The organism is Paenibacillus sp. FSL H7-0737 (genome assembly GCF_000758545.1).
Taxonomy (GTDB): domain Bacteria; phylum Bacillota; class Bacilli; order Paenibacillales; family Paenibacillaceae; genus Paenibacillus_AQ.
In genome coordinates this window covers 3799644-3823994 of sequence record NZ_CP009279.1, presented here as the reverse complement: position 1 = coordinate 3823994, position 24351 = coordinate 3799644, and the positions used below count along the sequence as shown (strand labels likewise).

At 44.8% G+C, this 24351-nt stretch carries 22 protein-coding genes and 2 pseudogenes; 21 read left to right on the top strand and 3 right to left on the bottom strand.

Going from position 1 to position 24351, the window contains the following annotated elements:
- Positions 1-116 precede the first annotated feature (116 nt).
- The 3 genes from H70737_RS16580 (at position 117) to H70737_RS16570 (ending at position 3523) form a co-directional block, all read left to right on the top strand.
- Positions 117-1139: an HD-GYP domain-containing protein gene (locus H70737_RS16580; RefSeq protein ID WP_052404322.1), complete on the top strand. Its 1023-nt coding sequence runs from the start codon at positions 117-119 to the stop codon at positions 1137-1139.
- 225 nt (positions 1140-1364) lie between these two features.
- Positions 1365-1922 (top strand): outer spore coat protein CotE, encoded by a 558-nt coding sequence (locus H70737_RS16575; RefSeq protein WP_036687755.1) that lies wholly within the window; start codon positions 1365-1367, stop codon positions 1920-1922.
- A gap of 608 nt (positions 1923-2530) precedes the next feature.
- Positions 2531-3523, top strand: a complete 993-nt coding sequence (locus H70737_RS16570; protein WP_197071212.1) for a putative amidoligase domain-containing protein — start codon at positions 2531-2533, stop codon at positions 3521-3523.
- Positions 3524-3637: 114 nt separating this feature from the next.
- On the opposite strand, the gene H70737_RS16565 is transcribed toward H70737_RS16570, so the two are convergent.
- Positions 3638-4435 carry a GNAT family N-acetyltransferase gene (locus H70737_RS16565; protein WP_042188900.1) on the bottom strand — a complete coding sequence of 266 codons (798 nt, stop codon included), beginning with the start codon at positions 4433-4435 and terminating at the stop codon, positions 3638-3640.
- Positions 4436-4710: 275 nt separating this feature from the next.
- Between H70737_RS16565 and mutS the strand changes: the two genes are divergently transcribed.
- From mutS to H70737_RS31675, 15 genes and pseudogenes are all read left to right on the top strand, one after another.
- A complete protein-coding gene (mutS, locus tag H70737_RS16560) occupies positions 4711-7464 on the top strand; it encodes a DNA mismatch repair protein MutS (protein WP_042188898.1) in 2754 nt (917 codons plus the stop codon).
- Between the two features lie 32 nt (positions 7465-7496).
- Positions 7497-9482 carry a DNA mismatch repair endonuclease MutL gene (mutL, locus tag H70737_RS16555; protein ID WP_081951145.1) on the top strand — a complete coding sequence of 662 codons (1986 nt, stop codon included), beginning with the start codon at positions 7497-7499 and terminating at the stop codon, positions 9480-9482.
- A gap of 42 nt (positions 9483-9524) precedes the next feature.
- Positions 9525-10304 carry a class I SAM-dependent methyltransferase gene (locus tag H70737_RS16550; RefSeq protein WP_042188895.1) on the top strand — a complete coding sequence of 260 codons (780 nt, stop codon included), beginning with the start codon at positions 9525-9527 and terminating at the stop codon, positions 10302-10304.
- Positions 10294-11274 (top strand): tRNA (adenosine(37)-N6)-dimethylallyltransferase MiaA, encoded by a 981-nt coding sequence (gene miaA, locus H70737_RS16545; RefSeq protein WP_042188893.1) that lies wholly within the window; start codon positions 10294-10296, stop codon positions 11272-11274. The genes H70737_RS16550 and miaA overlap by 11 nt, the downstream gene beginning before the upstream one ends.
- Positions 11275-11293: 19 nt before the next feature.
- Positions 11294-11533: an RNA chaperone Hfq gene (gene hfq, locus H70737_RS16540; RefSeq protein ID WP_042128368.1), complete on the top strand. Its 240-nt coding sequence runs from the start codon at positions 11294-11296 to the stop codon at positions 11531-11533.
- A 139-nt stretch (positions 11534-11672) separates the two neighbouring features.
- Positions 11673-14243: a transglycosylase domain-containing protein gene (locus H70737_RS16535; protein WP_042188891.1), complete on the top strand. Its 2571-nt coding sequence runs from the start codon at positions 11673-11675 to the stop codon at positions 14241-14243.
- 210 nt (positions 14244-14453) lie between these two features.
- The gene (locus H70737_RS16530) at positions 14454-15008 is read left to right on the top strand and encodes a ribonuclease FAU-1 family protein (RefSeq protein WP_042128364.1); all 555 of its coding nucleotides are present in this window, start codon (positions 14454-14456) and stop codon (positions 15006-15008) included.
- Positions 15009-15012: 4 nt separating this feature from the next.
- Positions 15013-15669: a YdcF family protein gene (locus tag H70737_RS16525; protein WP_042188889.1), complete on the top strand. Its 657-nt coding sequence runs from the start codon at positions 15013-15015 to the stop codon at positions 15667-15669.
- A 93-nt stretch (positions 15670-15762) separates the two neighbouring features.
- Entirely contained in the window at positions 15763-16728 is a 966-nt protein-coding gene (locus H70737_RS16520; RefSeq protein WP_042188887.1) for an AAA family ATPase, read from the top strand.
- Positions 16729-16768: 40 nt separating this feature from the next.
- The gene (gene hflX / locus H70737_RS16515) at positions 16769-18058 is read left to right on the top strand and encodes a GTPase HflX (protein WP_042188885.1); all 1290 of its coding nucleotides are present in this window, start codon (positions 16769-16771) and stop codon (positions 18056-18058) included.
- A gap of 133 nt (positions 18059-18191) precedes the next feature.
- Complete coding sequence (locus H70737_RS16510) at positions 18192-19445, top strand: methionine gamma-lyase family protein (protein ID WP_042188884.1); 1254 nt, start codon at positions 18192-18194, stop codon at positions 19443-19445.
- Between the two features lie 83 nt (positions 19446-19528).
- Complete coding sequence (locus tag H70737_RS16505; protein ID WP_042128355.1) at positions 19529-19939, top strand: MerR family transcriptional regulator; 411 nt, start codon at positions 19529-19531, stop codon at positions 19937-19939.
- 33 nt (positions 19940-19972) lie between these two features.
- Complete coding sequence (gene glnA, locus H70737_RS16500; protein WP_042128352.1) at positions 19973-21301, top strand: type I glutamate--ammonia ligase; 1329 nt, start codon at positions 19973-19975, stop codon at positions 21299-21301.
- A 57-nt stretch (positions 21302-21358) separates the two neighbouring features.
- Positions 21359-21694: a hypothetical protein gene (locus tag H70737_RS16495; protein ID WP_052404321.1), complete on the top strand. Its 336-nt coding sequence runs from the start codon at positions 21359-21361 to the stop codon at positions 21692-21694.
- Between the two features lie 91 nt (positions 21695-21785).
- Positions 21786-21980, top strand: a pseudogene (locus H70737_RS31675) (hypothetical protein); the annotation flags it as partial.
- A 105-nt stretch (positions 21981-22085) separates the two neighbouring features.
- Here the strand turns inward: H70737_RS31675 and H70737_RS16490 are convergent.
- Positions 22086-22556 carry a hypothetical protein gene (locus H70737_RS16490; protein ID WP_042188882.1) on the bottom strand — a complete coding sequence of 157 codons (471 nt, stop codon included), beginning with the start codon at positions 22554-22556 and terminating at the stop codon, positions 22086-22088.
- 83 nt (positions 22557-22639) lie between these two features.
- On the opposite strand from H70737_RS16490, the pseudogene H70737_RS30400 reads away from it, so the two are divergent.
- The 3 genes and pseudogenes from H70737_RS30400 to H70737_RS16485 form a co-directional block, all read left to right on the top strand.
- Positions 22640-22726, top strand: a pseudogene (locus H70737_RS30400) (2-oxoglutarate dehydrogenase E1); the annotation flags it as partial.
- 195 nt (positions 22727-22921) lie between these two features.
- Positions 22922-23053 carry a hypothetical protein gene (locus H70737_RS31495; protein WP_269321756.1) on the top strand — a complete coding sequence of 44 codons (132 nt, stop codon included), beginning with the start codon at positions 22922-22924 and terminating at the stop codon, positions 23051-23053.
- Positions 23054-23316: 263 nt separating this feature from the next.
- A complete protein-coding gene (locus H70737_RS16485; RefSeq protein ID WP_042188880.1) occupies positions 23317-23643 on the top strand; it encodes a hypothetical protein in 327 nt (108 codons plus the stop codon).
- 6 nt (positions 23644-23649) lie between these two features.
- Here the strand turns inward: H70737_RS16485 and H70737_RS30395 are convergent, their stop codons facing one another.
- A complete protein-coding gene (locus H70737_RS30395) occupies positions 23650-23817 on the bottom strand; it encodes a DUF4083 family protein (protein ID WP_231573285.1) in 168 nt (55 codons plus the stop codon).
- Between the last annotated feature and the right edge of the window lie 534 nt (positions 23818-24351).

The window sequence follows — 24351 nt, the reverse complement described above, 5'->3', positions numbered from 1 at the left end:
ATAAGATATGTATGAGCTAAAAGTTGATCACAGGATATGATTAACGATTTTATGGTGAGTTCAAATAATAGCAGGAAGTTCGGTAGTCGAATTTTCCGCATTGGCAGGTGAGGCGTATGGACAAAGTTATGGAATCATTTATAGGAAAACAGCTTATAGCTAACCTTTTTAATGACAAAGGAGTATTTGTTTTACCCGCATTGACTTTATTAAGTGCTGAGCATATACGATTAATCAATCAACATAAGATCACCCTAGAGTCTCATGACGTCGTACAGCTGGATAGCGCGGAATTTTTCCAACTTGCAATCGATGATTGCACAGCTGCGATAGAGAATATTTTTGAACAGCTTCGTCATAACAAAAACAAACGAATTCCTATGCTTGAAGTTAGAAATGAAGTCATTCCGTTTATTCAGCAGGTAAGTGAAAAGAATGACTTCTACGGCGTATTGGCTGCATTGCAGTCCAAGGATGATTATACATACAGACATAATGTAGCGGTTGGTATTTTATCTACATTGCTAGGGAAATGGCTAAAATTAAAGCCTGAGGATTTGAGTATGCTGACGATCGCAGCGACCCTTCATGATATCGGAAAAATGAGGATTCCGGATGAATTATTAACCCGGCCAGGCCCGTTGACCGCAGAGGAGTATCAGCTTATGAAAAAGCATACGACCTATGGTTACGAGATGATCCGGGACACTATTGGAACCAATCATTTGCAAGCGCTCGTCGCCCTGCAGCATCATGAAAGAATGGACGGCAGTGGTTATCCATTCGGCGTACTTGGGAATCGCATCACTGATTTCAGTAAAATTGTTGCAGTAGCAGACGTGTTCCATGCGATGACATCCGACCGGTTTTATCGTAAAGCTTCACCTCTTTATGAAGTGTTGCTGCAGATGGAGGAAAACGTATTTGGCAAGCTTGACCCTTATATTTGTAGAGTCTTTATTAATAAGTTAATGCAGTCAATGATAGGGAATGAAGTGGAATTGACAGATGGACGGACAGGAAAAATCATTATGATTCTTGCTACTGATCCACTGCGTCCCCTCGTGAATATTGATGACGATTTTATTGACCTGAGCAAACATAGATCTATTGGTATTATGCGCGTAATCCCGCAATAGCGGGCTTTATAAGGTTTTTTTAACGTTCAGAATGGATATGTATCAGGCTGGACCATTTTTATAATCTACTCATATCTGTACAAATTTTGAAATAAAATGAACTATAAGTCTTCTGATAAGACCCTCTGGAGGGCTTACTCAAATTTATTTATAGACTAACAATCAACAAATGCCTAGAACCTGCATACACTTGATAGTGAATGATTGTATGGAGGAGGTTTAAAGATGTCATTAAGCCATAAACGTCAAACAAGGGAGATCATTACGAAGGCAATTTGCGGCAAAGGTCGTAAGTTCTCTACAGCAACCCATACCGTGACTCCGCCACATCACCCGACTAGTATTCTGGGGGCTTGGATTATCAACCACCAGTACGAAGCGGTTGCCGCCGGGAACGGAATCGAAGTAATTGGTACTTACGATGTAAACATCTGGTACTCGTACGACAAGAACAAGCAGACCGAGGTAGCTAAAGAAACGGTCTCCTATGTGGAGCTCATTCCGCTTTCCTACCTGGACACGAGACACCGCACTTCTACCGTTGAGGTCTCTGCGGAGGCAACGCAGGAACCCAACTGTGTAGAAGCGGGCGTATCGCCAGGCGGAGGCAGTGTGACACTTCGCGTAGAGCGCGAATTCGAAGTGGAGTTGGTGGCTGAGACCAAAGTCCGTGTGTATGTCACTGAGCAAAGCGATGATCCAGAAGACAAGGATTATGATTTTGAAGGTGATAGCTTCGATTACGATGATCTAGACCCTGACAATCTGGATGATGAACTGTAAGGAAGGATACGCCGCCGTTAACTGAGTACTGATGGGTTATGGTCCATTATATGTAGGGAGGGCGGCGGCGTAGAGGGCGAATGCCCTCCTTTTTTTTATTTATTTTTAGAATTAAAAATGGAACCTGAGTGGATTAAGAACAACCTGGTTTGTATGAATGGGCAAGAAGTGCTACTGCAGGGCTTTCAATCTTGGGCTGCGATGGATGGAGGGGCAGGAGAATGAATGAGGGGTTTAAGGTGTATTCGGGATTGTCATCAGCACAAAGAGAGTCCAGATTATTTCGGAGCGGGATTGAAGCGACGCTTACTTCGTCTAGTAAGCAGGAACTGTTGCGAATGAAGGGCTCAGAAGCATCTCTGCGGAGAAACCAGATCTCTGGTGAAAGCAATCGCTTAGAAGATACATATGATACTCTACCTTCCGATAAGGCCCATAAACAGTGCTATAACATACTCGTGTATAATTTGAGCGTTCTGCAGATCACTCCACTAGGAGCAGGCCCAGGTATGCGTGCAGCCTCCGATTTGCTAGCCGGGGCTGTGCGAATGGATAGAGTCGATAGCAGCGAATCAATGGGGGCTGCACCAGGAGTATGGCGTGGAGTAATGAAATTACTTCAGCGTATTGCTGTTCGGACTTTGTACAGCTTGGGGCTGGATAGCGGTGAGGTCATGCTGAGGGCAATGGGAAACCGGAGGTATGTCGTGGAGGGAGTCACTCCATTACTACAGAGTTCCGGCAAATCATTGCCAGAGCCTTATCGTTCCGCAGCATTATCGCTGGAACGGAGCCTTGCTCTGGAGCAGCCAGGCCGCCGCGGCCTGCTCATGGGTATGGACCCGGAGTTTATTATCCTCCGGGAGTCCACGGGCCGCGTCGTGCCTGCGTCGCGGTACCTGCCCACGGACGGCGTCGCAGGCTGCGACGCCGGACCTCCGGGAACGCGCGGCGCGTTCCCGGTCGCCGAGCTGCGCCCCCAGCCGCGCGGGGAACCACGCGCGCTGCTGGCGCAGCTGATGTCCGCCGCGGCTACGGCAGACCGGCTCATCGCCGACCGCACGCTGCGCTGGCGGGCGGGAGGCATGCCGCTGACGGGCTGGGCCCTCGGCGGCCATTTGCACTTCAGCGGCGTGACGCTGACGGCGCCGCTCTTGCGCGCGCTCGACAACTATCTCGCGCTGCCGATGCTTTTGCTTGAGGACGTCCGCGCGGGAGCGCGTCGTCCTCGTTACGGCGTGCTCGGCGATTTCCGGATTCAGCCGCATGGCGGCTTTGAGTACCGGACTTTGCCGAGCTTCCTGGTATCCCCGGTCATCGCTAAAGGCGCAGTCTATCTGGCTCACCTTATCGTGAGCCATTATGAAGACCTGACGCTACGCCCGCTCGACCGGGAAGACCTGCATATCGCCTACTACGGCGGCGATAAATCCTCGCTGCGCGACGTAGTACCCCCTCTGCTGGCGCAGCTACGCTCTCTAGGCGGCTACGAGAAGGCCGCCCAATACATAGAGCCTTTATTTCAGTATATCGCCTCTAAACGAACGTGGGATGAATCTCGCGATATCCGTGAGCTGTGGTGCAGCAAAGTTAAAGCTTGAGCTTATATTTCAAAATATTAGAAAGTCTTAGTTTTTCACATATCCCTTATATCTAATATTTTTCGCATAAACGCTTACCGTCCTAGTAAGGACGCCGAAGGCGTTTATGCTTGTCTACATGTACATGATGCTCCAAGAGCCGATATCTTGAAATCCAAGTCGTTTGTAAATGAGCCCAGCATGAGGGTTGTCATAAAAGAGGCATAAAGATTTCCCTTCAGAGAGTAAGTCTGTGCATAGCTGTGCAACTACGCTTGTAGCTAATCCTTGCTCTCTGAATGCTTGATGAGTGGCAACCCCTACGATCATAGCTGACATGGAATTTTCCGCTGATGTTGAGGCCGTTGTAATCACCTGATCTTCACGTTTCATATAATACGTACGGCCAGTGCCAGTCGCCAATGTTTTACGTAGGCTAGTTCTCGATCCATCCCGACTGCTTTCAAACTCTTCTATTGTATCCGTAAGCGAACAAATCGCTTCCACATCCTGGATGGTTGCTTTATTAATGTTATCAACGGAAGAAGAGTACTGTTTAATTTTGGTATTCATTTCCTTAAGCTCAGCAAAGTACAATTGCTTTTCTTGTTTAAAGTTAATTACTCCGTCAAAGGCTTTTACCACTTCGGTTACACCAGAAATCATATGAATATCGTTATCTTGTCGCATGATAGTAGCGAATCCTTCCACATCAAACGGCCCATCCGCGTAAGGAAGATAGCTTCTATAGAAACGTAATAGAACGGATTTTATCCGACCATCAGATGGATCTATCTCTCCCCACAATGCCATAAAATCCTGTTCAAACCCGAAATTCTCTACATCTCCAATGATGAACAAATTAAGAGCAGGCTCTTTCTGTAGCAATGCCATTAGAAGTTCCCGATCATCCTCCGTAAGTCTTCGTATCATTTGATATTCTCCTTTTATTTTCTTATGATCTAACGCTCTTTGTTAAGATTTTACAATATTAAAATGCAGAAGAATACACCTCTTTCTAATGAACGATGGATGCTTGAAATATATACAAAAGGTACTACCCATTGAGCTTCAGTAATAGTGTCGGATTTCGTGATTTTTTGTCTGAGGATCGAGAAGAATGAACTTCTATGCGGTTGCGGGGTGACTTTGTACGCAAATTTTCTGTTATAATGGAGGACAGCAATAAATAGGCATGGAGGTTGACCATGGCACAATATACGCCGATGATTGAGCAATATTTAAAAGTGAAGGAAGGGGCAAAGGATGCCTTCCTATTTTTTAGACTGGGCGATTTCTATGAAATGTTCTTTGAAGATGCCATTTTGGCTTCCAAGGAGCTTGAAATTACGTTGACAGGTCGCGAAGGCGGGGGCGCAGAGAAGATCCCGATGTGTGGAGTACCTTATCACGCCGCCGAGGGTTATATTCAACGCCTGATTGAAAAAGGATATAAAGTCGCTATTTGTGAGCAATTAGAGGATGCTTCTGTCACAAAGGGAATGGTGAAACGGGATATCGTACGTGTCGTGACACCTGGAACAGTTATGGATGGAAAAATCATCGCCGACAAAAGCAACAATTATCTTGTTTGTGTAACCGAAAGTGATGGGATGATGGCATTAGCTGCATGTGATTTAACTACAGGTGAATTGTATGTTACTTCAGTGTTATCTGGTGCAGAGTGGCTGCGCGATGAGATTGGCATTTATGAACCGGCTGAGATCATCGGAGACCCGACGTTATTGGAGCTTTTACGTAGTGAAACGCCTCTGTTGGCGAAACCTGTTGTGTACACACCTTGGGAGAAACGTGAGGAGGAGCTGGCACGTCGACAATTCGGTGAAGCCGCATGGGTTCGTCTGGAGAAAGAACGTGGACAATGTCTAGCACTGCTAATCTCCTATCTAAACGAGACACAACGGCGTTCAATGGGACAACTTAGTCAAATTTCTCCTTATGAACCAGGTAATTATATGATTCTTGATCCGTTCACACGCCGAAATCTGGAGCTAACAGAGACGGTCCGAGAACGTTCTAAAAAAGGATCTCTTCTATGGCTACTAGACCGTACTGAAACATCCATGGGTGCGCGATTGTTACGTCGCAGAATAGATAAACCGCTATTGCAGCGCGCTCCGATCGAACGTCGTCTAGAAGCAGTTGATTATTTGTACAATCAGTTTATTGTTCGAGAGGACCTGCGTTTAGCGTTGAAGGAAATTTATGACTTAGAGCGGCTGGTAGGTCGTATTGCCTTTGGCAGTGCGAATGGTCGTGACATGAATGCCTTAAAGCTATCACTGGCACAAATCCCTGCTTTGAAGGAATTATGTATGACTTCGGGATCTGCAACCCTACGCGAGATCGGTGCTAGCATGGATGAATGTGCCGAGATACGGGAGGATATAGATCGAGCAATTGTTGAAGATGCGCCGGTGTCCGTGAGAGACGGAGGAATTATCCGTTCTGGTTATCATGGCCGGTTGGACGAGCTGCGGGAAGCTAGCAGTAATGGTAAACGTTGGATCGCCGAACTGGAAGCGAAAGAACGCCAAGCCACTGGCATCAAATCACTGAAGATCGGCTATAACAAAATCTTTGGTTATTTCATAGAAATCACCAAATCTAATCTGGCTTCGTTGCCGGAAGGGCGTTATGAACGTAAGCAGACGCTTGCAAATGCAGAGCGATTTGTTACACCTGAGCTTAAAGAGAAAGAGGCACTGATTCTTGAAGCGCAAGATAAAATGACAGATTTGGAGTACAGCCTGTTTACTGAACTGCGTGATCGAATCAGCGGTCAAATTCCGCGACTGCAGAATCTTGCGGAAAAGGTAGCAGAGATTGATGTGTATCAATGTCTGGCAGCCGTCAGTGCCGAGCATCGCTTCGTAAAACCTGTTCTATCGGATGGGTACGATCTTCGACTTGAAGGTGGTCGTCATCCTGTCGTGGAGGCTGTGTTAAAGGACTCGGCATTTATAGCAAACGGAAGTACGCTTAGTAAGGAAGATGGAAATATTCTTTTGATCACTGGTCCTAATATGGCTGGGAAAAGTACCTATATGCGGCAGGTTGCACTCATTTGTATTATGGCTCAAATTGGCTGTTTCGTTCCGGCCACCAGTGCAGAAGTTCCGCTAATTGATCGAATCTTTACACGTATTGGGGCAGCTGATGATTTGATCGGAGGTCAGAGTACATTTATGGTAGAAATGGCCGACATACAGGTCATGACAGAAAAAGCAACAGCCCGGAGTTTAATTATCATTGATGAGCTTGGTAGAGGAACATCGACGAGTGAGGGCATGGCGATTGCACAAGCGGTAATTGAGTATGTGCACGATACCATTTCTTGCAAAGCTTTAGTTTCGACGCATTTTCATGAATTGGCCCACTTAGAAGAAAGCCTTAAAGGGCTTAAGAATTATTCTATGGCCGTACAGGAGAGCGGGGATAAAGTAAACTTCCTGCGTAAGCTTGTTCCGGGAGCAGCAGACAGTAGCTATGGGATTTATTGTGCACGCCTAGCAGGGCTTCCTGAAGGGATTATTGATCGTGCTTACGGTCTACTTCAGAGTATCGAGCAGGCGGCTCATCCAGGTGGTTCCTCTATTCATTATGGGGGTGGACTAGAAATTCAGGCCGCTGCAAAAGAGGTCGCAACTACATCTACCCAACAACCCGATAATGTCATCGCAGAAACTTCGGGGATTCCTGCAGACTCCTATTCATCAATAGCAGATGAAGTAGTTCAACTGTCTATCTTTGGCGAGGAAGAACCACGTAAGAATCGGAAGGGTAGTGCAAATCAGTCGGCTGTAGTAACTGAAGTACAAGAGAATCCTGCGATAAAAGAATTCATCATTTCTGTGCGTAACGCAGATCTTATGAATATGACTCCGCTTCAGGCTATGAGTCTGCTGAACGACCTGAAGATGAAAGCAAAGGATCTTTGATTATTGATTGCCTAAATAAGAGGTGAATGAAATTGGCCAAAATTCATATATTGGACGAGCATATTGCCAACCAGATTGCTGCGGGTGAAGTTGTAGAGCGACCAGCTTCTGTTGTGAAGGAGCTAGTTGAGAATGCTATTGACGCAGGAAGCACAAGGATTGAGGTTTCGGTGGAGGAAGGCGGTTTACAGAGCATCCGAGTAAAAGATAACGGCTCGGGGATCGAGCCTGAGGATTGCGAGACCGCCTTTTATCGTCATGCCACAAGTAAAATCGCTAATGGGCGTGATCTATTCCAGATCACTAGCTTAGGGTTCCGAGGTGAGGCGCTCCCCAGTATTGCTGCGGTATCCAAAGTCTCTCTTCTAACGGCTACTGCCGATGACGGCAAAGGACGCCTGATTGATATTGAGGGTGGTAATTTAATTCGGAATGAAGATTCCCCTTCGGGCCGTGGGAGCGATCTAGCGGTGCGTGAATTATTTTTTAACACACCGGCACGGCTGAAATACATGAAGAGTATCCAGACGGAGCTTGGTCATATATCGGATGCCATGTATCGAATGGCGTTAGCCCATCCGGGAATCTCTTTTACCTTGCATCATAATGGCAATCAGCTGCTGCACACGCTTGGTAATGGTGATCTGCTGCAAGTGATCGCAGCGGTGTACGGAACCTCCGCAGCTAAGGCTATGTTGCCGATTACGGCAGAGGACTTGGATTATCGTATTTCTGGTTATATAAGTCGTCCGGAATGGACACGCTCAAATCGAAACGCAGTGACTACCATTGTGGGAGGACGATATATTCGCAGCAATGGTCTGAACGCAGCGATCATGCGTGCTTATCATACTTTACTTCCGATTAATCGCTATCCACTGCTGGTGCTCGAACTGGACATGCATCCTTCACTTGTGGATGTCAATGTTCATCCAGCTAAGCTGGAGGTTCGGTTTAGTAAGGAGAATGAGCTTTACACGTTTGTTGAACAAGAAATTCGTAAAGTGTTGTTAGGGCAAAGTTTGATACCGCGTCCCGGTAAAGAAACCATTGGGCCAAAGGGCAGCAGTTCATTTATACAGGAGCAGTTTGCTTTTTCTAAAGGGTCAGTTCCGGCACCCCCACCGTCTGAGGTGGGCAAGGATCCAGTTCCTCAGGGATCTGGTAGTTCCTTTAGTAGACAACAACCATCAAATGTTGAACAGAGCGCCAGGGAGATCAGAAAAGAGGGGCAGATTGATACTCCGATGACCCGTGAAACGGCTCCATCCTACGGGTCAGGATACCAGTCTTCCTCTTCACAAGGACGTCAAAATAATGTGAGCAACAACTATGCTAATGGGTATCGCCCGCAAGAAACTTCATCCCTGCAGAAGCAGATTCCTTCTGCCCAAGCGTTATGGGCACCGCCAGTCGATGAAGAACCTGGGCTTCCTGCCTTCCCGGAACTAAATTATATCGGACAGCATCATGGGACTTATATTATCGCTCAGAATGACGGCGGACTGTATCTCATTGATCAACATGCGGCACACGAACGCATAAATTACGAGTTTTTTTATGAGAAGTTCGGTCGTCCTGAAGACGCTTCTCAGGATCTGCTTTTGCCAATTACACTTGAGTTCACGCCTTCGGAAAGTCGTCAACTTAGTGAACGTCTACATTGGTTTCAGCAGGCTGGAGTGTACCTTGAACATTTTGGAGGACAGACTTTTCTGATTCGATCTTTGCCGTATTGGTTTCCTGAAGGCGAGGAGAAGGCGATCGTTGAAGAAATGGCGGAGTGGGTCTTGAGTGAACGATTGATTGACCTAGCAAAGCTACGAGAGAAATCGTCTATTCTATGCTCGTGTAAAGCCTCCATCAAAGCCAACCAGAAACTAACAGAACAGGAAGTCGAGGCCTTATTGTCACGTCTGGCAGCATGCAGACAGCCGTATACTTGTCCACATGGGCGTCCGATTGTGATTTCTTTTTCATCCTATGATTTAGAGAAATTGTTCAAACGGGTGATGTAATTGTACGATTAGAAATTTGTTTATAGCAAGACTGGAGGCAACATGATTATAACTACGGGTTATAGCCCGATAATGGATATTGTAGAGCGAGCTCAGAATCTCGCAGAGAGAACGGGCTGTAAATACGCTCCACGCGAGAAATTCTCTATACCCAAGATGGTGGAACACTACGGAGATGAGGATATACTAATTCTTTCTCAAGAAGCCGTTCGTTTACACCGATTAGGGATGGAGCCTATGGAGTTTCACCCAAGCATGGGTTTTGTTCGTGCGAAACGGATTCTAAAGGGTGAAATAGAACCGATGCTTGTCGCTGCTCGAATGCTTCCCGGAGATAGCGTACTAGATTGCACAGCGGGTCTAGGTGCTGATTCGTTGCTATTTGCTGTGCATGGTGGTGAGTCCTCAGAGATTACCGCTCTGGAGAGCTCATTGCCGCTGTATGCACTGCTCTATGAAGGGATGCGGCATTATACCTCTGGGCAAGTAAGGGTTAATGAGGCCTTGCGTAGAATTAATGTCGTTCATAGTGAGCATTTGAGCTACTTACGTGCTCTACCGGATCGAAGTGTAGATATTGTGTACTTTGATCCTATGTTCCGAGTGCCGCTGACCGGTTCTGCTTCGATTTCCCCGCTGCGGCAGTTTGCTAATCGTGCAGCATTATCACTAGAGAGTGTAGCTGAGGCGGTAAGAGTGGCCCGTAAAACTGTTCTTTTGAAAGAAAAGGCTCTGAGCGGCGAATTTGAAAGGCTTGGCTTTACAGAGCTGCTCCGGAGCAACTCCAAAACATCGTACGGGGTGATACACATTGACAACTAAAGAGAGACATAAGGTTCTAGTCTTACTAGGACCAACAGCTGTAGGTAAAACCAGGTTAAGTCTGGAGCTTGCGGCTGCATATAACGCAGAGATTATTTCTGGAGATTCGATGCAGGTTTATCGTGGTATGGATATTGGTACAGCTAAGATTACTCCAGCTGAGATGATGGGAATTCCTCACCATTTAATCGACATTCATGATCCGCAGGACCCATATTCTGCTGCTGAATTTCAGGAACAAGGTAGCAGACTTATCGAAGAGATAAGCAGTCGTGGGAAACTTCCATTTATTGTTGGGGGAACAGGTCTCTATATTGAGTCCCTATGTTACGGTTTTCAATTCTCTGAAGCTGTGGCTGACGAAGCTTTCCGTAAAGAACAGGATCAATTTGCAGAAGAACATGGAGCGCTTGCACTGCATGCCAGACTTGAAGCCGTTGATCCGGTCAGTGCAGCGAAATTGCATCCGAATGACCGCCGTAGAATTATACGGGCACTGGAAATTCATCACCAGACAAACACCACACTTTCTGCTTCTCATGCAGCTCAAAAGAAGGAGTCGCCCTATGACTTATGCCTCATCGGTTTGACAATGGACCGGAAAATACTATATAAACGTATTGAGGACCGAATTGATAGCATGCTTGCGGATGGTCTTGTTGCTGAGGTGAACGGACTGCTGGAAAACGGCTACAGCAGAAGCCTTGTGTCCATGCAGGGACTGGGCTACAAGGAAATTGCCGCTTACCTTGCAGGGGAACTGACGCTTGAGGAAGCTGTGATACTGCTTAAACGCGATACTCGCCGATTCGCCAAAAGACAGTTGTCATGGTTTCGCCACATGAAGGAAATCGAGTGGATCGATGTCGAAGGTGAGCAAAACTTTTCTGAGAATTTCTCGAAAATACGTGCTATAATAGCAGGAAAGTTTCTCTCAGGTCTTGAATATACTTCTGAACAATATAATTGAACCATTGGGGGTACGTCATATGAACAAGTCCATTAACATCCAAGATACATTCTTGAACCAACTACGCAAAGAAAATATCCCTGCTACAGTATATTTGACCAACGGTTTTCAAATCCGGGGAATTATTAAAGCATTCGACAATTTTACAATCGTTATTGACAGTGATGGACGCCAGCAAATGGTGTATAAGCACGCGATTTCCACTTTTACACCACAGCGCAGTGTGTCACTTATGCAGGACAATAGTAACGAAGAATAACATTAACAAAATTGAAGTGAAACCTTTCTTGTTAATAAATCGTTTGAATAGAGTGTGAGAGAGCAACCTGAGAAGGTTGTTCTTTTCATTCAGAGAAGTCCATACATGATTTATTCAAGGAAGGGAGTCAGGAGGCATCATGTCTAGAGATGATACATCAAGGACGAACAACAATAGAAATAGAGGATCGTCCAGTACCAATTCAAAACCAAAACCGAAAAGTAAGAAGAAAAAGAAGTTTTTGACTAAAAAGCGTGTGCTGTGGAGCTTGTTCTTTGCTACAGCGTTGGCCATTTTCTGTGCGCTTGGCGGTTATCTGTTCATTATGCTGAATGGGCAAAAACTTCTCCTAGAGAACCAAGACAAGCTGACCGTAAATGAAACTACAAAAGTATATGACCGCAATGCTAATTTAATCGGCGAATTATCGCTTGAGAAAAGCGATCCTGTAGAGTATGAGAAGATTCCACCGTTATTGATCAATGCCTTTGTGGCCACAGAAGATAAACGCTTCTTTGAGCATTCTGGTGTGGATTTATGGTCAATCGGCCGGGCAGCGGTAAAAGATATTGCTGCACGCAGCATGGTAGAAGGTGGTAGTACCATTACTCAGCAGCTGGCCAAAAACATCTTTTTGACACGGGATAAAACATTTTTCCGTAAAGCGACTGAGGTATCCATTGCTGTAGCATTGGAGAACCAGAAATCTAAAGAAGAGATCATTACGATGTACCTGAACCGAATAAACTTTGGGGGTACGATCTACGGAATTAAAGCAGCATCGGAAAGATATTTTGGTAAGAGTGATCTGAATGATCTGAAAGTTTGGGAAATTGCGACACTGGCTGCGATGCCTAAGGGACCGTCTCGTTACAACCCTTTGCGTAACCCGGATCTTTCAAAGGAACGTCGCGCAGTAGTGCTTCAGCTCATGTACGAACAAGGTTATATTACGGAGCAAGAGAGAGACGAAGCACAAGCCGTGGATTATAATTATAAGCCACCTGAAAAGAAACAGCGTTATCAAGCTTTTATTGACTTCGCAGTGGAAGAAGCAGAAGAGAAGTTTGGACTATCCGAAGATGATCTGAATATTGGTGGTTACAAGATATACACCACGATGGATAAGCACGCTCAAGAAACTGTAGAAGATGCTTTTGCAGACAGTGATAACTTCGAGAAGAGTGTAGACGACGAATTGGTACAAGGTTCTATGACCATCGTGAATCAAGAGAATGGCGGCATTGTCGCACTTCTAGGTGGACGGAATTATGAGAAAAAAGGCTATAGCCGTGTAAATGGCAGCCGACGTTCTCCTGGTTCAGCCTTTAAACCAATCGTTGCTTATGCTCCAGCACTGGAAACTGGAAAGTACGACAAGTATTCTACGTTAAGCAACGAGAAGCAGTGTTTTTCCAACTATTGCCCAACTAACCTTCACGGATATTCCAAGAGTATTAGTATGAGTGATGCTATACAGAAATCAGAGAATATTCCTTCGGTCTGGTTGCTTAATGAAATTGGAGTGAATACCGGATTTAAGTTTGCCAAGAAATTGGGGATTGGACTGGAAGACGAGGACAAGAACCTCTCACTGGCTCTCGGAGGTATGAGCAAAGGAACGAATACACTGGAAATGGCACAAGCTTACAGTGCTTTTGCAAATGGCGGTGAACTTCGAGAATCATATTCCATTAAATCGATCACTGATAGTAGTGGAGAGACCGTCTTCAAGGCTAATACAACGCCTGAGCGTGTTATGAGTAAGCAAACGGCTTATCAAATGACCGAGATGATGCAAAAGGTTGTAGAGAGTGGTACAGGTAGAAAAGCAAGGATTGATCGTCCAGTTGCTGGTAAGACCGGTACGACTCAAAGTGGATATTCTGGAATCAGCTCGAACCGTGATGTTTGGTTTGTGGGATATACACCTGAATGGACAGCTGCTGTGTGGATGGGTTATGACAAGCCAAGCAAGAAACATCTGCTTAAGAATAGCAGTGGGCTTGCCGCAGCATTCTGGGGTAAAGTGATGGAGGAAGCGTTAAGGGATGTTCCTAAGAAGTCCTTCCCACAGCTAGATAATGAAATCGCTCCTGCACCTACAGAAACACCTGAACCAGCTAAGAATGTTAGTGGACTTACTGCAGCTTATGATCCATCTACGATGACAGTAAATCTGGGCTGGCAGGCAGTTCCTGTTGCGGGTGTGGAATATCGTATTTATCGTAGAGAGACATCCGAGGCTGATTTCGGTTTACTGTTAAATACGGTCACGACTAGTGCAGGAGACTTTAGTGCAATGCCTGGTCTGGTTTACGAGTATTATGTTACTTCCTACGATCCTGCAACCCAAGTAGAAAGTGAACCATCGAATGTGGTTACTGTCTCTGTGCAGGATGAGATGCCAACACCTGAGCCAACCATTGATCCTAATCTCCCGACACCAACCCCTGAGAATGGTGGAGACAATGGCTGGGATAATGGCAACGGTGGTAATAATGGTGGTGGCAACGATGGAAGCGGGAATAATGGTGGAACAGGAACCTTGCCTGAATTCACTACGCCTCCACCGTCAGCAACACCGATACCTACTGCTCCGCCAGATGTACCTTCTGGAGGCGGAAGTTCGGGGAATGACAGTGGTAATGCAACACAAAGCCCTGATCAAGAGGCTAGTAATATGAATGGTGATTCTTCTGTTCAATAGTGATGCTTTGAATTTATGAAGTTAGCTTTTCTTTTCCTGAGGCTGTCTCAAAAGTAGTGAATGCTACTTATGGGACAGCTTCTTTCTTTTATAACTCCATATTTTTCTAATAGGATCTGTGATAAAAATTTGCTGTATTTTGCGGGATGTTTTGAGTGTATCCTCTAAATGTGGTAAGCTGAAGAAACCATACTGGAGAGGGTAATTTCTATGAAACGTAAATTCGGAGACCGGGCCAACTGGCGCCGGATTACGCGTCGCCATTTTGCCTGCCGCTATGTGGAGAGCCGGGAATTCAGCGGATATATTACGCTTTATACCATCTACGGGCTGAAAGAACCACTGTGGAAGAGCTATGGACGGCATACATATCGTATTGCGGATAAAGGTTATTCCTGGCTGCAATATTTCCCAAAAGACAGTCACTATATTGTGACGGCTATGTTCGACGAACGGCAAAATATCATTCAATGGTACATAGACACCTGCAAGGTGCAGGGCGTCACAGACCAAGGCGTTCCATGGTTTGATGATTTGTATCTGGATGTGGTTGTGCTTTGGAACGGCGAGGTTTTCTTGCTTGATGAGGATGAATTAGAGGAAGCGCTGGAGAGGGAAGATATTTCCGAGAGTGATTATAAACTCGCCTGGGAGACAGCCAATACTATTTTACGCGGCATCGATGCTCATGCTTTCCCTTATTTCTCACTATCTTTGAAGCATCGTGCCGAATTATTTCATCATGGAGAATTCAGGAGGAAATAAAGAAATGGAATGGTATGTCTACGGAAGAGGGTCTTCCCCGATTCGGATTGTTTCCAAAAAACGCAGATTCTGGACGAAACGAACGTTGCTTATCGCTTTATCGATAATTGTGATTGCTGGATTGTTGTGGTGTGCTTATGCGTTAAACAATATTAATAAAGCTGCCACCACAGATCCTATGCAAAAGGCGGATGTTGGGATCATTCTTGGCATGTCGATGTGGGGGGATGAGCCTAGCCCAGGACTTAAGGAACGGCTGGATTACGGACTGAAGCTTTATCAAAAAGGGATGTTCCCACATCTTATTGTATCTGGTGGTTTAGATAAACCTGATTTACAATACACAGAAGCTCAAGGAATGCGTAATTATTTGGTTGCTAAAGGAGTGCCAGATAGCGCCATTTACGTAGAGAATGAAGCTACCAGCACTTACGAGAATCTTTTGTTTAGTAAAGAGATTATGGCACGAGAAGGTTTGTCTTCAACAATAATCATTACGCATACTTATCATGGGTGGCGGGCTCATGAAATTGCTGACGAGCTTGGATATGTGAATCCTGAGCTGGGACTTACAGAATCCACCGTTCTATCGATGACAAGACATAAAACACGTGAGATTCTAGCCTATACGAAATGGAAGCTTCAGCAGCTATTCCTGTGATTTGTCCAAAAAATCCCGAATCTTCTAATAACACTTCATTTACTGGAATAGACTTGATTAGAGAAGTCAGCCCTGGATAATGAGGTGATACCGATGAGCGGACGCGTAGCAGCGGCCAGTGGACGGGAGGAAGAAAGACCGTCTCGACAAATCAATATTGTATTGCGGAGTCAAGAGCCTCCGGCTATAACTAACCCTTCTGGAGAGAGTCGGCCGGTACCTCCAAAAAATCACGGCCACACTAGCCTATTCCAAGAGTTAACGCAAGAATTGGAAGGTTTAGTGGGTCTGGACAATATCAAAGAGCTAGTCTTTGAAATCTACGCCTTGTTACAAATTGCTCAAATGCGAACTGAGGCAGGACTTGCAAGCGGCGGGCAAGCTTATCACATGGTTTTTAAAGGGAATCCCGGAACTGGCAAGACAACCGTGGCTAGAATCGTGGCTAAGCTGTTCCAGCGTATGGGTGTACTGACCAAAGGACATCTTATTGAGGTGGAGAGGGCCGACCTTGTAGGAGAATACATCGGTCATACTGCACAGAAGACTCGCGACCTGGTAAAAAAGGCTTTGGGCGGTATTTTGTTTATCGATGAGGCTTATAGCCTTGCTCGGGGTGGAGAAAAGGATTTTGGGAAAGAAGCGATTGATACGCTCGTCAAGGCCATGGAGGATCATCGCAGTCAATTTATACTTATCTTAGCGGGGTACTCTGGAGAGATGGAGTATTTTTTGATGAGCAATCCCGGATTGCCTTCACGGTTTCCGATACAAGTGGAATTTCCTGATTATACGATCGATCAACTGCTGCAAATCGCTGAACTGATGGCAAAAGATCGCGACTATATTTTGATGCCACAGGCGATACTCAAGTTAAAGCAGCATTTGTTAGTAGAGAAGACGGAGAGTCTTCATGCTTTCAGTAATGCGAGGTATGTTCGCAACGCCATTGAGAAAGCTGTTCGGGGTCAGGCTGTCAGACTGTTAAACCAGTATGAAAGTACCAGCCCAGGCAAGCAGGAATTAATGACGCTTCGAACTGAGGATTTCAAATTATGAATTACAGGATACTATCACCGTCATAAGGAGCATAACATACATGGCAATAACTACGCATGATACGGAAACAGATGTACAAGATCGAGCGATATTGGTAAGTCTCGTCACAGATAAAATTAAAAGAACCGGAATTGATCCAGAGCTTTCACTACAGGAATTAGTGCAATTAGCCGAAACGGCTGGTGTTGAAGTTCTGGATGTGCTGCGTCAAAACAAGGAAACACCTGATTCTAGATGGTTTATTGGTAAAGGTAAAGTAGAAGAGCTACGGATGGCTGCTGATGCTCTCGGGGCTAATACAGCTATCTTTGATCAAGAATTGTCAGGAGCCCAAGTACGGAACCTTGAGGAGGCTCTGGATCTTAAGATTATTGACCGGACGCAGCTTATTCTGGATATATTTGCGGGGCGTGCGAAGACGCGAGAAGGAATTATTCAGGTAGAGCTGGCACAATTGTCCTATCTGTTACCCCGGCTTTCCGGCCAAGGGAAGAACCTATCCAGACTAGGTGGCGGAATTGGTACCAGAGGTCCGGGTGAAAGTAAGCTGGAAACTGATCGCCGACATATTCGTGATCGGATTACGGAGCTGAAACGCCAGCTGGATGAGGTTGTTAAGACTCGTGAGCTACATCGGGAGCGTCGCCGCAAGGCGGGAGCAGTGCAAGTCGCACTTGTTGGGTATACGAATGCAGGGAAATCAACGCTACTTAAGCAACTAACCGATGCGGATGTCTATATTGAAAACCAGTTGTTTGCCACACTGGACCCTACTTCACGTGTACTTGAGCTAGCAGGTGGTAAAGAGGTTGTGCTGACGGATACTGTAGGCTTCATTCAGAATCTTCCGCATGATCTTGTCGCATCTTTCCGTGCAACGCTGGAGGAAGTGAATGAGGCCAATTTGGTGCTACATGTGGTGGATGCCTCTTCACCAATGCGTGAGGAGCAGATGGAGATTGTCCAATCCATCTTGCAGGATCTAGGTGCATCTGGTACACCGCAAATCGTACTTTTTAATAAAATTGATCTATGTCAGCCTGAGCAACTGGAAATGTTGCCTACAGGTACAGGGTACTTGAAGATCAGTGCATTTAATCCTGAAGATTTAACTCGGATTACCGAAATGATCGCCGATGAACTGGCTGGCGACACACTCAACTTCCGCATTCCCGGAGACCGAGGTGACATTTCTTCCTTGCTCTACAGGGTGGGAGAGGTTCTGGAAACGACATATGATGAGAACGATGTGCTCTATAACGTTCGTCTTAATAAAGAGGATTATGACAAATGGGGTTACATGCTTGCTGATTTTGTGGACCAGCAGTAATCTTGTCAGTCATTCCTAAGGTGGAAATGCTTCGTTTATAGGTATAAAATAATAGCTAATCTAGAAAGCGTCAGTTTACTGCCGCTTTCTGTCATTATGATGGCAAGTAAATGTAAGGAGCGAATAAGAACGAATGGTAGTTTTTGCAGAGGATATTTTGAGCGCGGCAGAGGCCGCAGAAGTTGAAATAGAAGGCGCTGTCAAAGCCCTTGATCGTATTGTAGATAAGAATCAGTGGAAGGTTATAGAAGCGTTCCAGCGTCATCAAGTCAGTGATTTTCACTTTGCCGGTTCAACGGGGTATGCGTATAATGACCGTGGCCGTGAAGTGTTGGATCTTGTCTATGCTGACGTTTTTGGTGCGGAATCTGCTCTGGTTCGCCCGCATTTCGCTTCAGGAACACACACCATATCAACAGCCCTATTTGGTGTACTGCGTCCAGGAGATGAGCTGCTATACATCACAGGACGTCCGTACGATACCTTACATAAGGTAATTGGTCACACAGGGGATGGGACAGGTTCACTCGCAGATTTCGGAATTACTTACCGGGAGGTTGCTCTTACTGCAGATGGCAAGATCGATTGGGATGAGGTAGCTCTCGCTATTAACGAAAATACTAAAGTGATTGGAATCCAAAGGTCACGAGGATATGATTGGCGTGCTTCTTTCACAGTGGCTGAAATTGGTGAAATGACTTCGAGGGTAAAGGTGTTGAAACCGGAAGTGATTGTCTTCGTAGACAATTGTTATGGTGAGTTTACCGAAGATCTTGAGCCTCCACAGGTTGGTGTGGATCTAGTAGCAGGATCGTTAATTAAGAATCCGGGTGGCGGTATTGCTGAGACAGGCGGTTATATTTGTGGCCGACAGGATCTTGTAGAATTGGCAGCTTATCGATTAACCGCTCCTGGCATAGGTGGTGAAGTAGGGGCTATGTTAGGAACAACACGTGGGCTTTACCAAGGGTTATTTATGGCACCACACACGGTCGGACAAGCTTTAAAAGGGAGTATTTTTGCTGCATCCGTATTTCAGCGTTGCGGGTTTGAGACAAAGCCAGCCTGGAACGAGCCTCGTACAGATTTGATTCAGGCGGTTTCCTTTGATGGACCAGAACACTTAATTGCCTTTGTTCAGGGCATACAACGCGCTGCGGCTGTGGACAGCCATGTGGTACCAGAGCCTTGGGATATGCCAGGTTATGAACATCCTGTTATTATGGCTGCAGGTACGTTTATACAAGGTGGAAGCTTGGAGTTATCTGCAGATGCGCCTATACGGGCTCCTTATATTGGCTATATGCAAGGCGGGTTAACCTATTCACATGTTAAATATGGCGTTTTGATGGCACTTCAAAGTATGCGTGAAAGAAAATTGCTGTAAGAATATCTCACATACCATTGACACGCTGTATTAGGAAATGTACAATGAGATCAGAAAAAGATCATTGGAAGGTTGGATGAGTCATGGGTGATGAAATCCGCAGAAATATGGCATTATTTCCTATTGGAATTGTAATGAAGCTGACTGATTTGTCCGCGAGACAAATTCGTTATTATGAGCAGCACAGTCTGATCGTACCAGCACGTACGTCGGGGAATCAGCGTTTGTTCTCTTTTAATGATGTTGAGCGCCTATTAGAAATTAAAGCTCTGATCGAGAAGGGTGTTAATATTGCTGGCATTAAGCAAGTAATGAATCCTGTCTCTAAGGAATCTGAGGAAGCTACTGTTATTACCCCTGATACAGAGGTAAGACGTAGAGAGTTATCCGATTCCCAGCTTCACCGAATGCTGAAGCAAGAACTAGTTTCCGGTAAAAGACCGGGACAAGTGTCTCTGATTCAAGGTGAGTTATCCCGGTTTTTTAATAAATAATAATATATAGAAGTTCGAAAGGGAGAGGATCACATGAGCTTTTCTAAAGAGGATATTTTACGCATTGCCAAGGAAGAGAATGTTCGTTTTATTCGTCTGCAATTTACGGATCTATTAGGTACTATCAAGAATGTAGAGATTCCAGTTAGCCAATTGGAAAAAGCGCTTGATAATAAAATGATGTTTGATGGTTCTTCCATCGAAGGATACGTACGGATTGAAGAATCTGATATGTATCTCTTCCCTGACCTAGATACATGGGTAATCTTCCCTTGGGTGACTGATAGTCGTGTAGCTCGTCTGATTTGTGACGTCTACATGCCAGATGGTACACCTTTTGCTGGAGACCCGCGTGGTATCCTCAAACGTTGTCTGAAGGAAGCTGAAGAAATGGGTTTCACAGCTATGAACGTTGGACCAGAACCTGAATTCTTCCTATTCAAGACAGACGAAAGAGGAAATCCTACTACGGAATTGAACGACCAAGGTGGATACTTTGACTTAGCGCCAACGGATTTAGGGGAAAACTGTCGTCGTGAAATCGTACTGACCCTTGAAGAAATGGGCTTTGAAATCGAAGCTTCCCACCATGAAGTAGCTTCGGGCCAGCATGAAATTGACTTTAAATATGCTGACGCGATTACTGCTGCTGACCAAATTCAAACCTTTAAGCTCGTCGTGAAAACGGTAGCCCGTCAACACGGCCTGCATGCAACTTTTATGCCTAAACCATTGTTCGGTATCAACGGATCTGGTATGCACGCTCACCAATCCTTGTTTAAAGGCAAAGAAAACATGTTCTACGACGAAAGCGACAAGCTGGGTCTGAGCAAAACTGCACGTTACTACATGGCTGGTATTTTGAAGCACGCTCGTGCTTTTGCAGCGATTACTAACCCAACAGTGAACTCATACAAACGCCTTGTTCCTGGTTATGAAGCACCTTGCTACGTAGCTTGGTCTGCAAGTAACCGTAGCCCAATGATTCGTATTCCGGCTTCTAGAGGTCTTAGCACACGTGTTGAGGTTCGTAACCCGGATCCAGCAGCTAACCCTTACCTCGCACTTGCTGTTATGTTGAAAGCAGGTCTTGACGGAATTAAACGTAAGCTTGATCTTCCAGCTCCGATTGACCGTAACATCTATGTGATGTCTGAAGAAGAGCGCATCGAAGAAGGCATTCCAAGCTTGCCATCCGATTTGAAAGAAGCACTTAGCGAAATGATCCGCAGTCATGTTATCACCGAAGCTCTCGGCGAACATGCTTTGGCTCACTTCTACGAGCTAAAAGAAATCGAATGGGATATCTACCGCACACAAGTTCACGAGTGGGAAAGAGCGCAATACATGACTCTTTACTAGAACTGTTAAACCCTTGACACCATTGGTGTTGAGGGTTTTTTTCTGTGGGGGTAAGGTTTGAAGGTTTTGTGGAAGGTTAATGAGCGCCCCCGTAATGCCCCTGAAAATGTAGTTTCATTCGAGGATACTAAGCAGTTGGAGTTAGAAAAGGCAAAAGAAGAACGACTGCAGCAGATTGAACCTATAGCAGATCTAATCATAACGGCTGCTGGCAGGGATCTCCGAGCAAAGGAAATTAGATTTTTGGAATCATTAGAAACCGAGGATCTAAAAACCTTCACTGCAATGTTTACTGATACTCTTAATGGCTATGCTGCTCAGGGTTCTTATCATCCAAATGACCGATTTGAAGATTATAAAATTCTTATAACAACGAATGTAAGTTATTTATGAGCGAGGGTTGAAGATGTAATTCATTTCGAAAAAGCAGCAAGCAATAATCGACTTTATTGATAAATTCTAATTTGAATTTCAATATCAGCCCAGTATACGCGAAATTGCAGTAGCCATGGGGCACCAGTCAATATCGACAACTCACGGTTTTATTAAGCGCTTGGAGAACAAAAAGCTCCTGTCCTGGAGGAGGAATCAACAAAGAACCATAGTGCTCACCATAAAAGGAATGAATCAGGTAATTAAGGCAGGAGCATCTGAGATAAATGCCAAGGCTGAGCTGTGACACAAAAATAAGGGGCATAAGCCCCAATGCCGGATAATAAGACATGGTTCTGGCAGTTCGAAATTTCTAATTGATCAGACAATAATTCTTTCTGACATATTTCCTTCATCCTGCAAATGCTATTCCATTAAACGCAGCATTTACCATCCATATTCCGTTTCTCCCAACTTCTAAGTCTGAGTAAATAAAAAGTGAATAGCGAATTTGACCATTTGAAACAGTAGGAATATCGGGGAAATCTCCTGCGGTTATGGAGATTGTGGATGCTGTACTCTCTATAGGACCTGGACGGACTTGCGATTCATAGATTAGTGTGCCAGAACCAAGGATTCCGTTTCCGTTTCTTTCTATTACGACTGTTACTGAGGTTTCATCTGGTGTATCGAAAGCTTTATAGAAAGTTACTGAACCAGACAACCATATACGTACCTTGTTTGCATCTGGCGTTCCTACAATTGAAGATGTTTGAATTCCCAAATCTCCAATCAAAATTGGGTTGACGTATACGTACTCAATTGCACTCCCTAACCCAGACATATGTTCCGAAATCCGCATATCAAGAGCTCGTGTTGTCATGAGACTCACTCCTTTTTTATTTATAGAGTATGTTGTCCAACAAGTCTTGTGAGCCTTTTTTTAGAGTAGATAGGAGGGGAAGTATGAAAGCCATAACCATCATTCAGCCATGGGCAACGCTCATAGCTCTCAGGGAGAAGAAGTTTGAAACGCGCAGCTTTTCCGAACGACAAGCCCGAAAAGGAAATTGAGCAGAGAAGAAGTTGAGTTAATGGATGCGCTAGCTGCTCTAGAAGAGTCACAACAACTGAACAAAACTTATGAACGCTCAATAAGTAACAGTCTAGAACAACATAGATAGGATCGGATAGCACTTAAAGAGGTACGGCAGACCATAGCCCGACAATGGGAGGTACTAGAGTTCTATGCGAATCAAGTACATTGGGAACTGCCAAGCTTCGGTAGAGGTCATTCAAAGGTTAAGAGCGACAGAGGAAGTAAAGCACGTGAATTGTTGGTGGAAGGGAGCAACAAGGCATGACACAGGTAAAGGATAAGACAAACATTTGCCCCCGAGAGAGGGCAGAGGCAGCATATATCACGCTTAGTAGTGTCAAAGAGTAGATCGGGGGATTCGCTAAATGAAAAAGTCTAAAAAAGTAAAGCTACAAGAGCATTGCATGGCTTCAATACAGTTATTCAGACGCGTGAATAGCAGGATACAACGAATGTAATCCATTCTTGTGTGATACAATACCTGATCTAGTTAAGTATTTATCTTTGGAAGGAATAGAAAGGTTAAAGGAAAAAGGAGTAGCCGATGACAAATGAATTAATTGATAGGAATGAATCTCCTGTCAAAGTAAGTGACCAAGTAGAGGTAAGGCTCCCTACATATATCGGACACATCGTTATATGCAGCGGACCTGTAGAGTACCGTAAAGAGGATGTAGGCTGCTACGGACCGGTTACGGCATTAACGATCCGCAGAGAGGATTTAAAAAATGATAATTTTACGGCTGTTTGGCCATCATCCGACAGCATAAACCCAGCAACGCGGGGGCCGCACCAGATCATTAAGGGAGTAGGAGTATCCCTCCTCTCCCAAAGGCACAGTAGACGCATACTGCGACATAAAAAAAGATAAAAGTGATTATGCACCCTTATCTTTTTCAAGCAATTCTATTATTCTGTCTAATTTTTTCTCTATGCTAGCATTTTTATCTGAAACCTTGTTTTTAGTAAGATAATCTCTTTTTAACAGTAAAACCAAGGGAATCGCCCAAACAAATGCCAATGGTATTAAAAAAATATATTGCAAGATAGCACCTCATTAATAGTTATTGTTTTATTATAACAAACTAAAACTAAAAAAAAGAACTTATTTGAAGTTATTTACTGCGCAGTACGAAGATACATGACATTAATGGATAGAGGAGGTTACAGCACTCCTCACCCAAAGTTTATGACGCAGTAGACGCATACTATGAAGCAAAAGTATTTACAGCTTAGATTTCTCTTTATACTTTGACCAATTTATCCAAGATAAACTTATAAAACCTAACGCCATAAGCAGAATTTGTATTGGATCTCGATAAATATCGAATACAATTCCGATGCCAACAGAGAGAGGTATTAATATAAGACAAATAATAGAAAGCCATTTATTAATATTTTGATTTTCCTTCTTTATGTTATTCATGTTTATCCCCTTTCAAATAAATGATAATTATTAACAAATGTATTATATCATGTCAACTTAGGTTGATGTCCACATGCTGCACAGTACGAAAATACTGGGACAGAGATGGATTAATAGCCCTCCTCTCCCACAAGGAGGATATAAATGATGAAT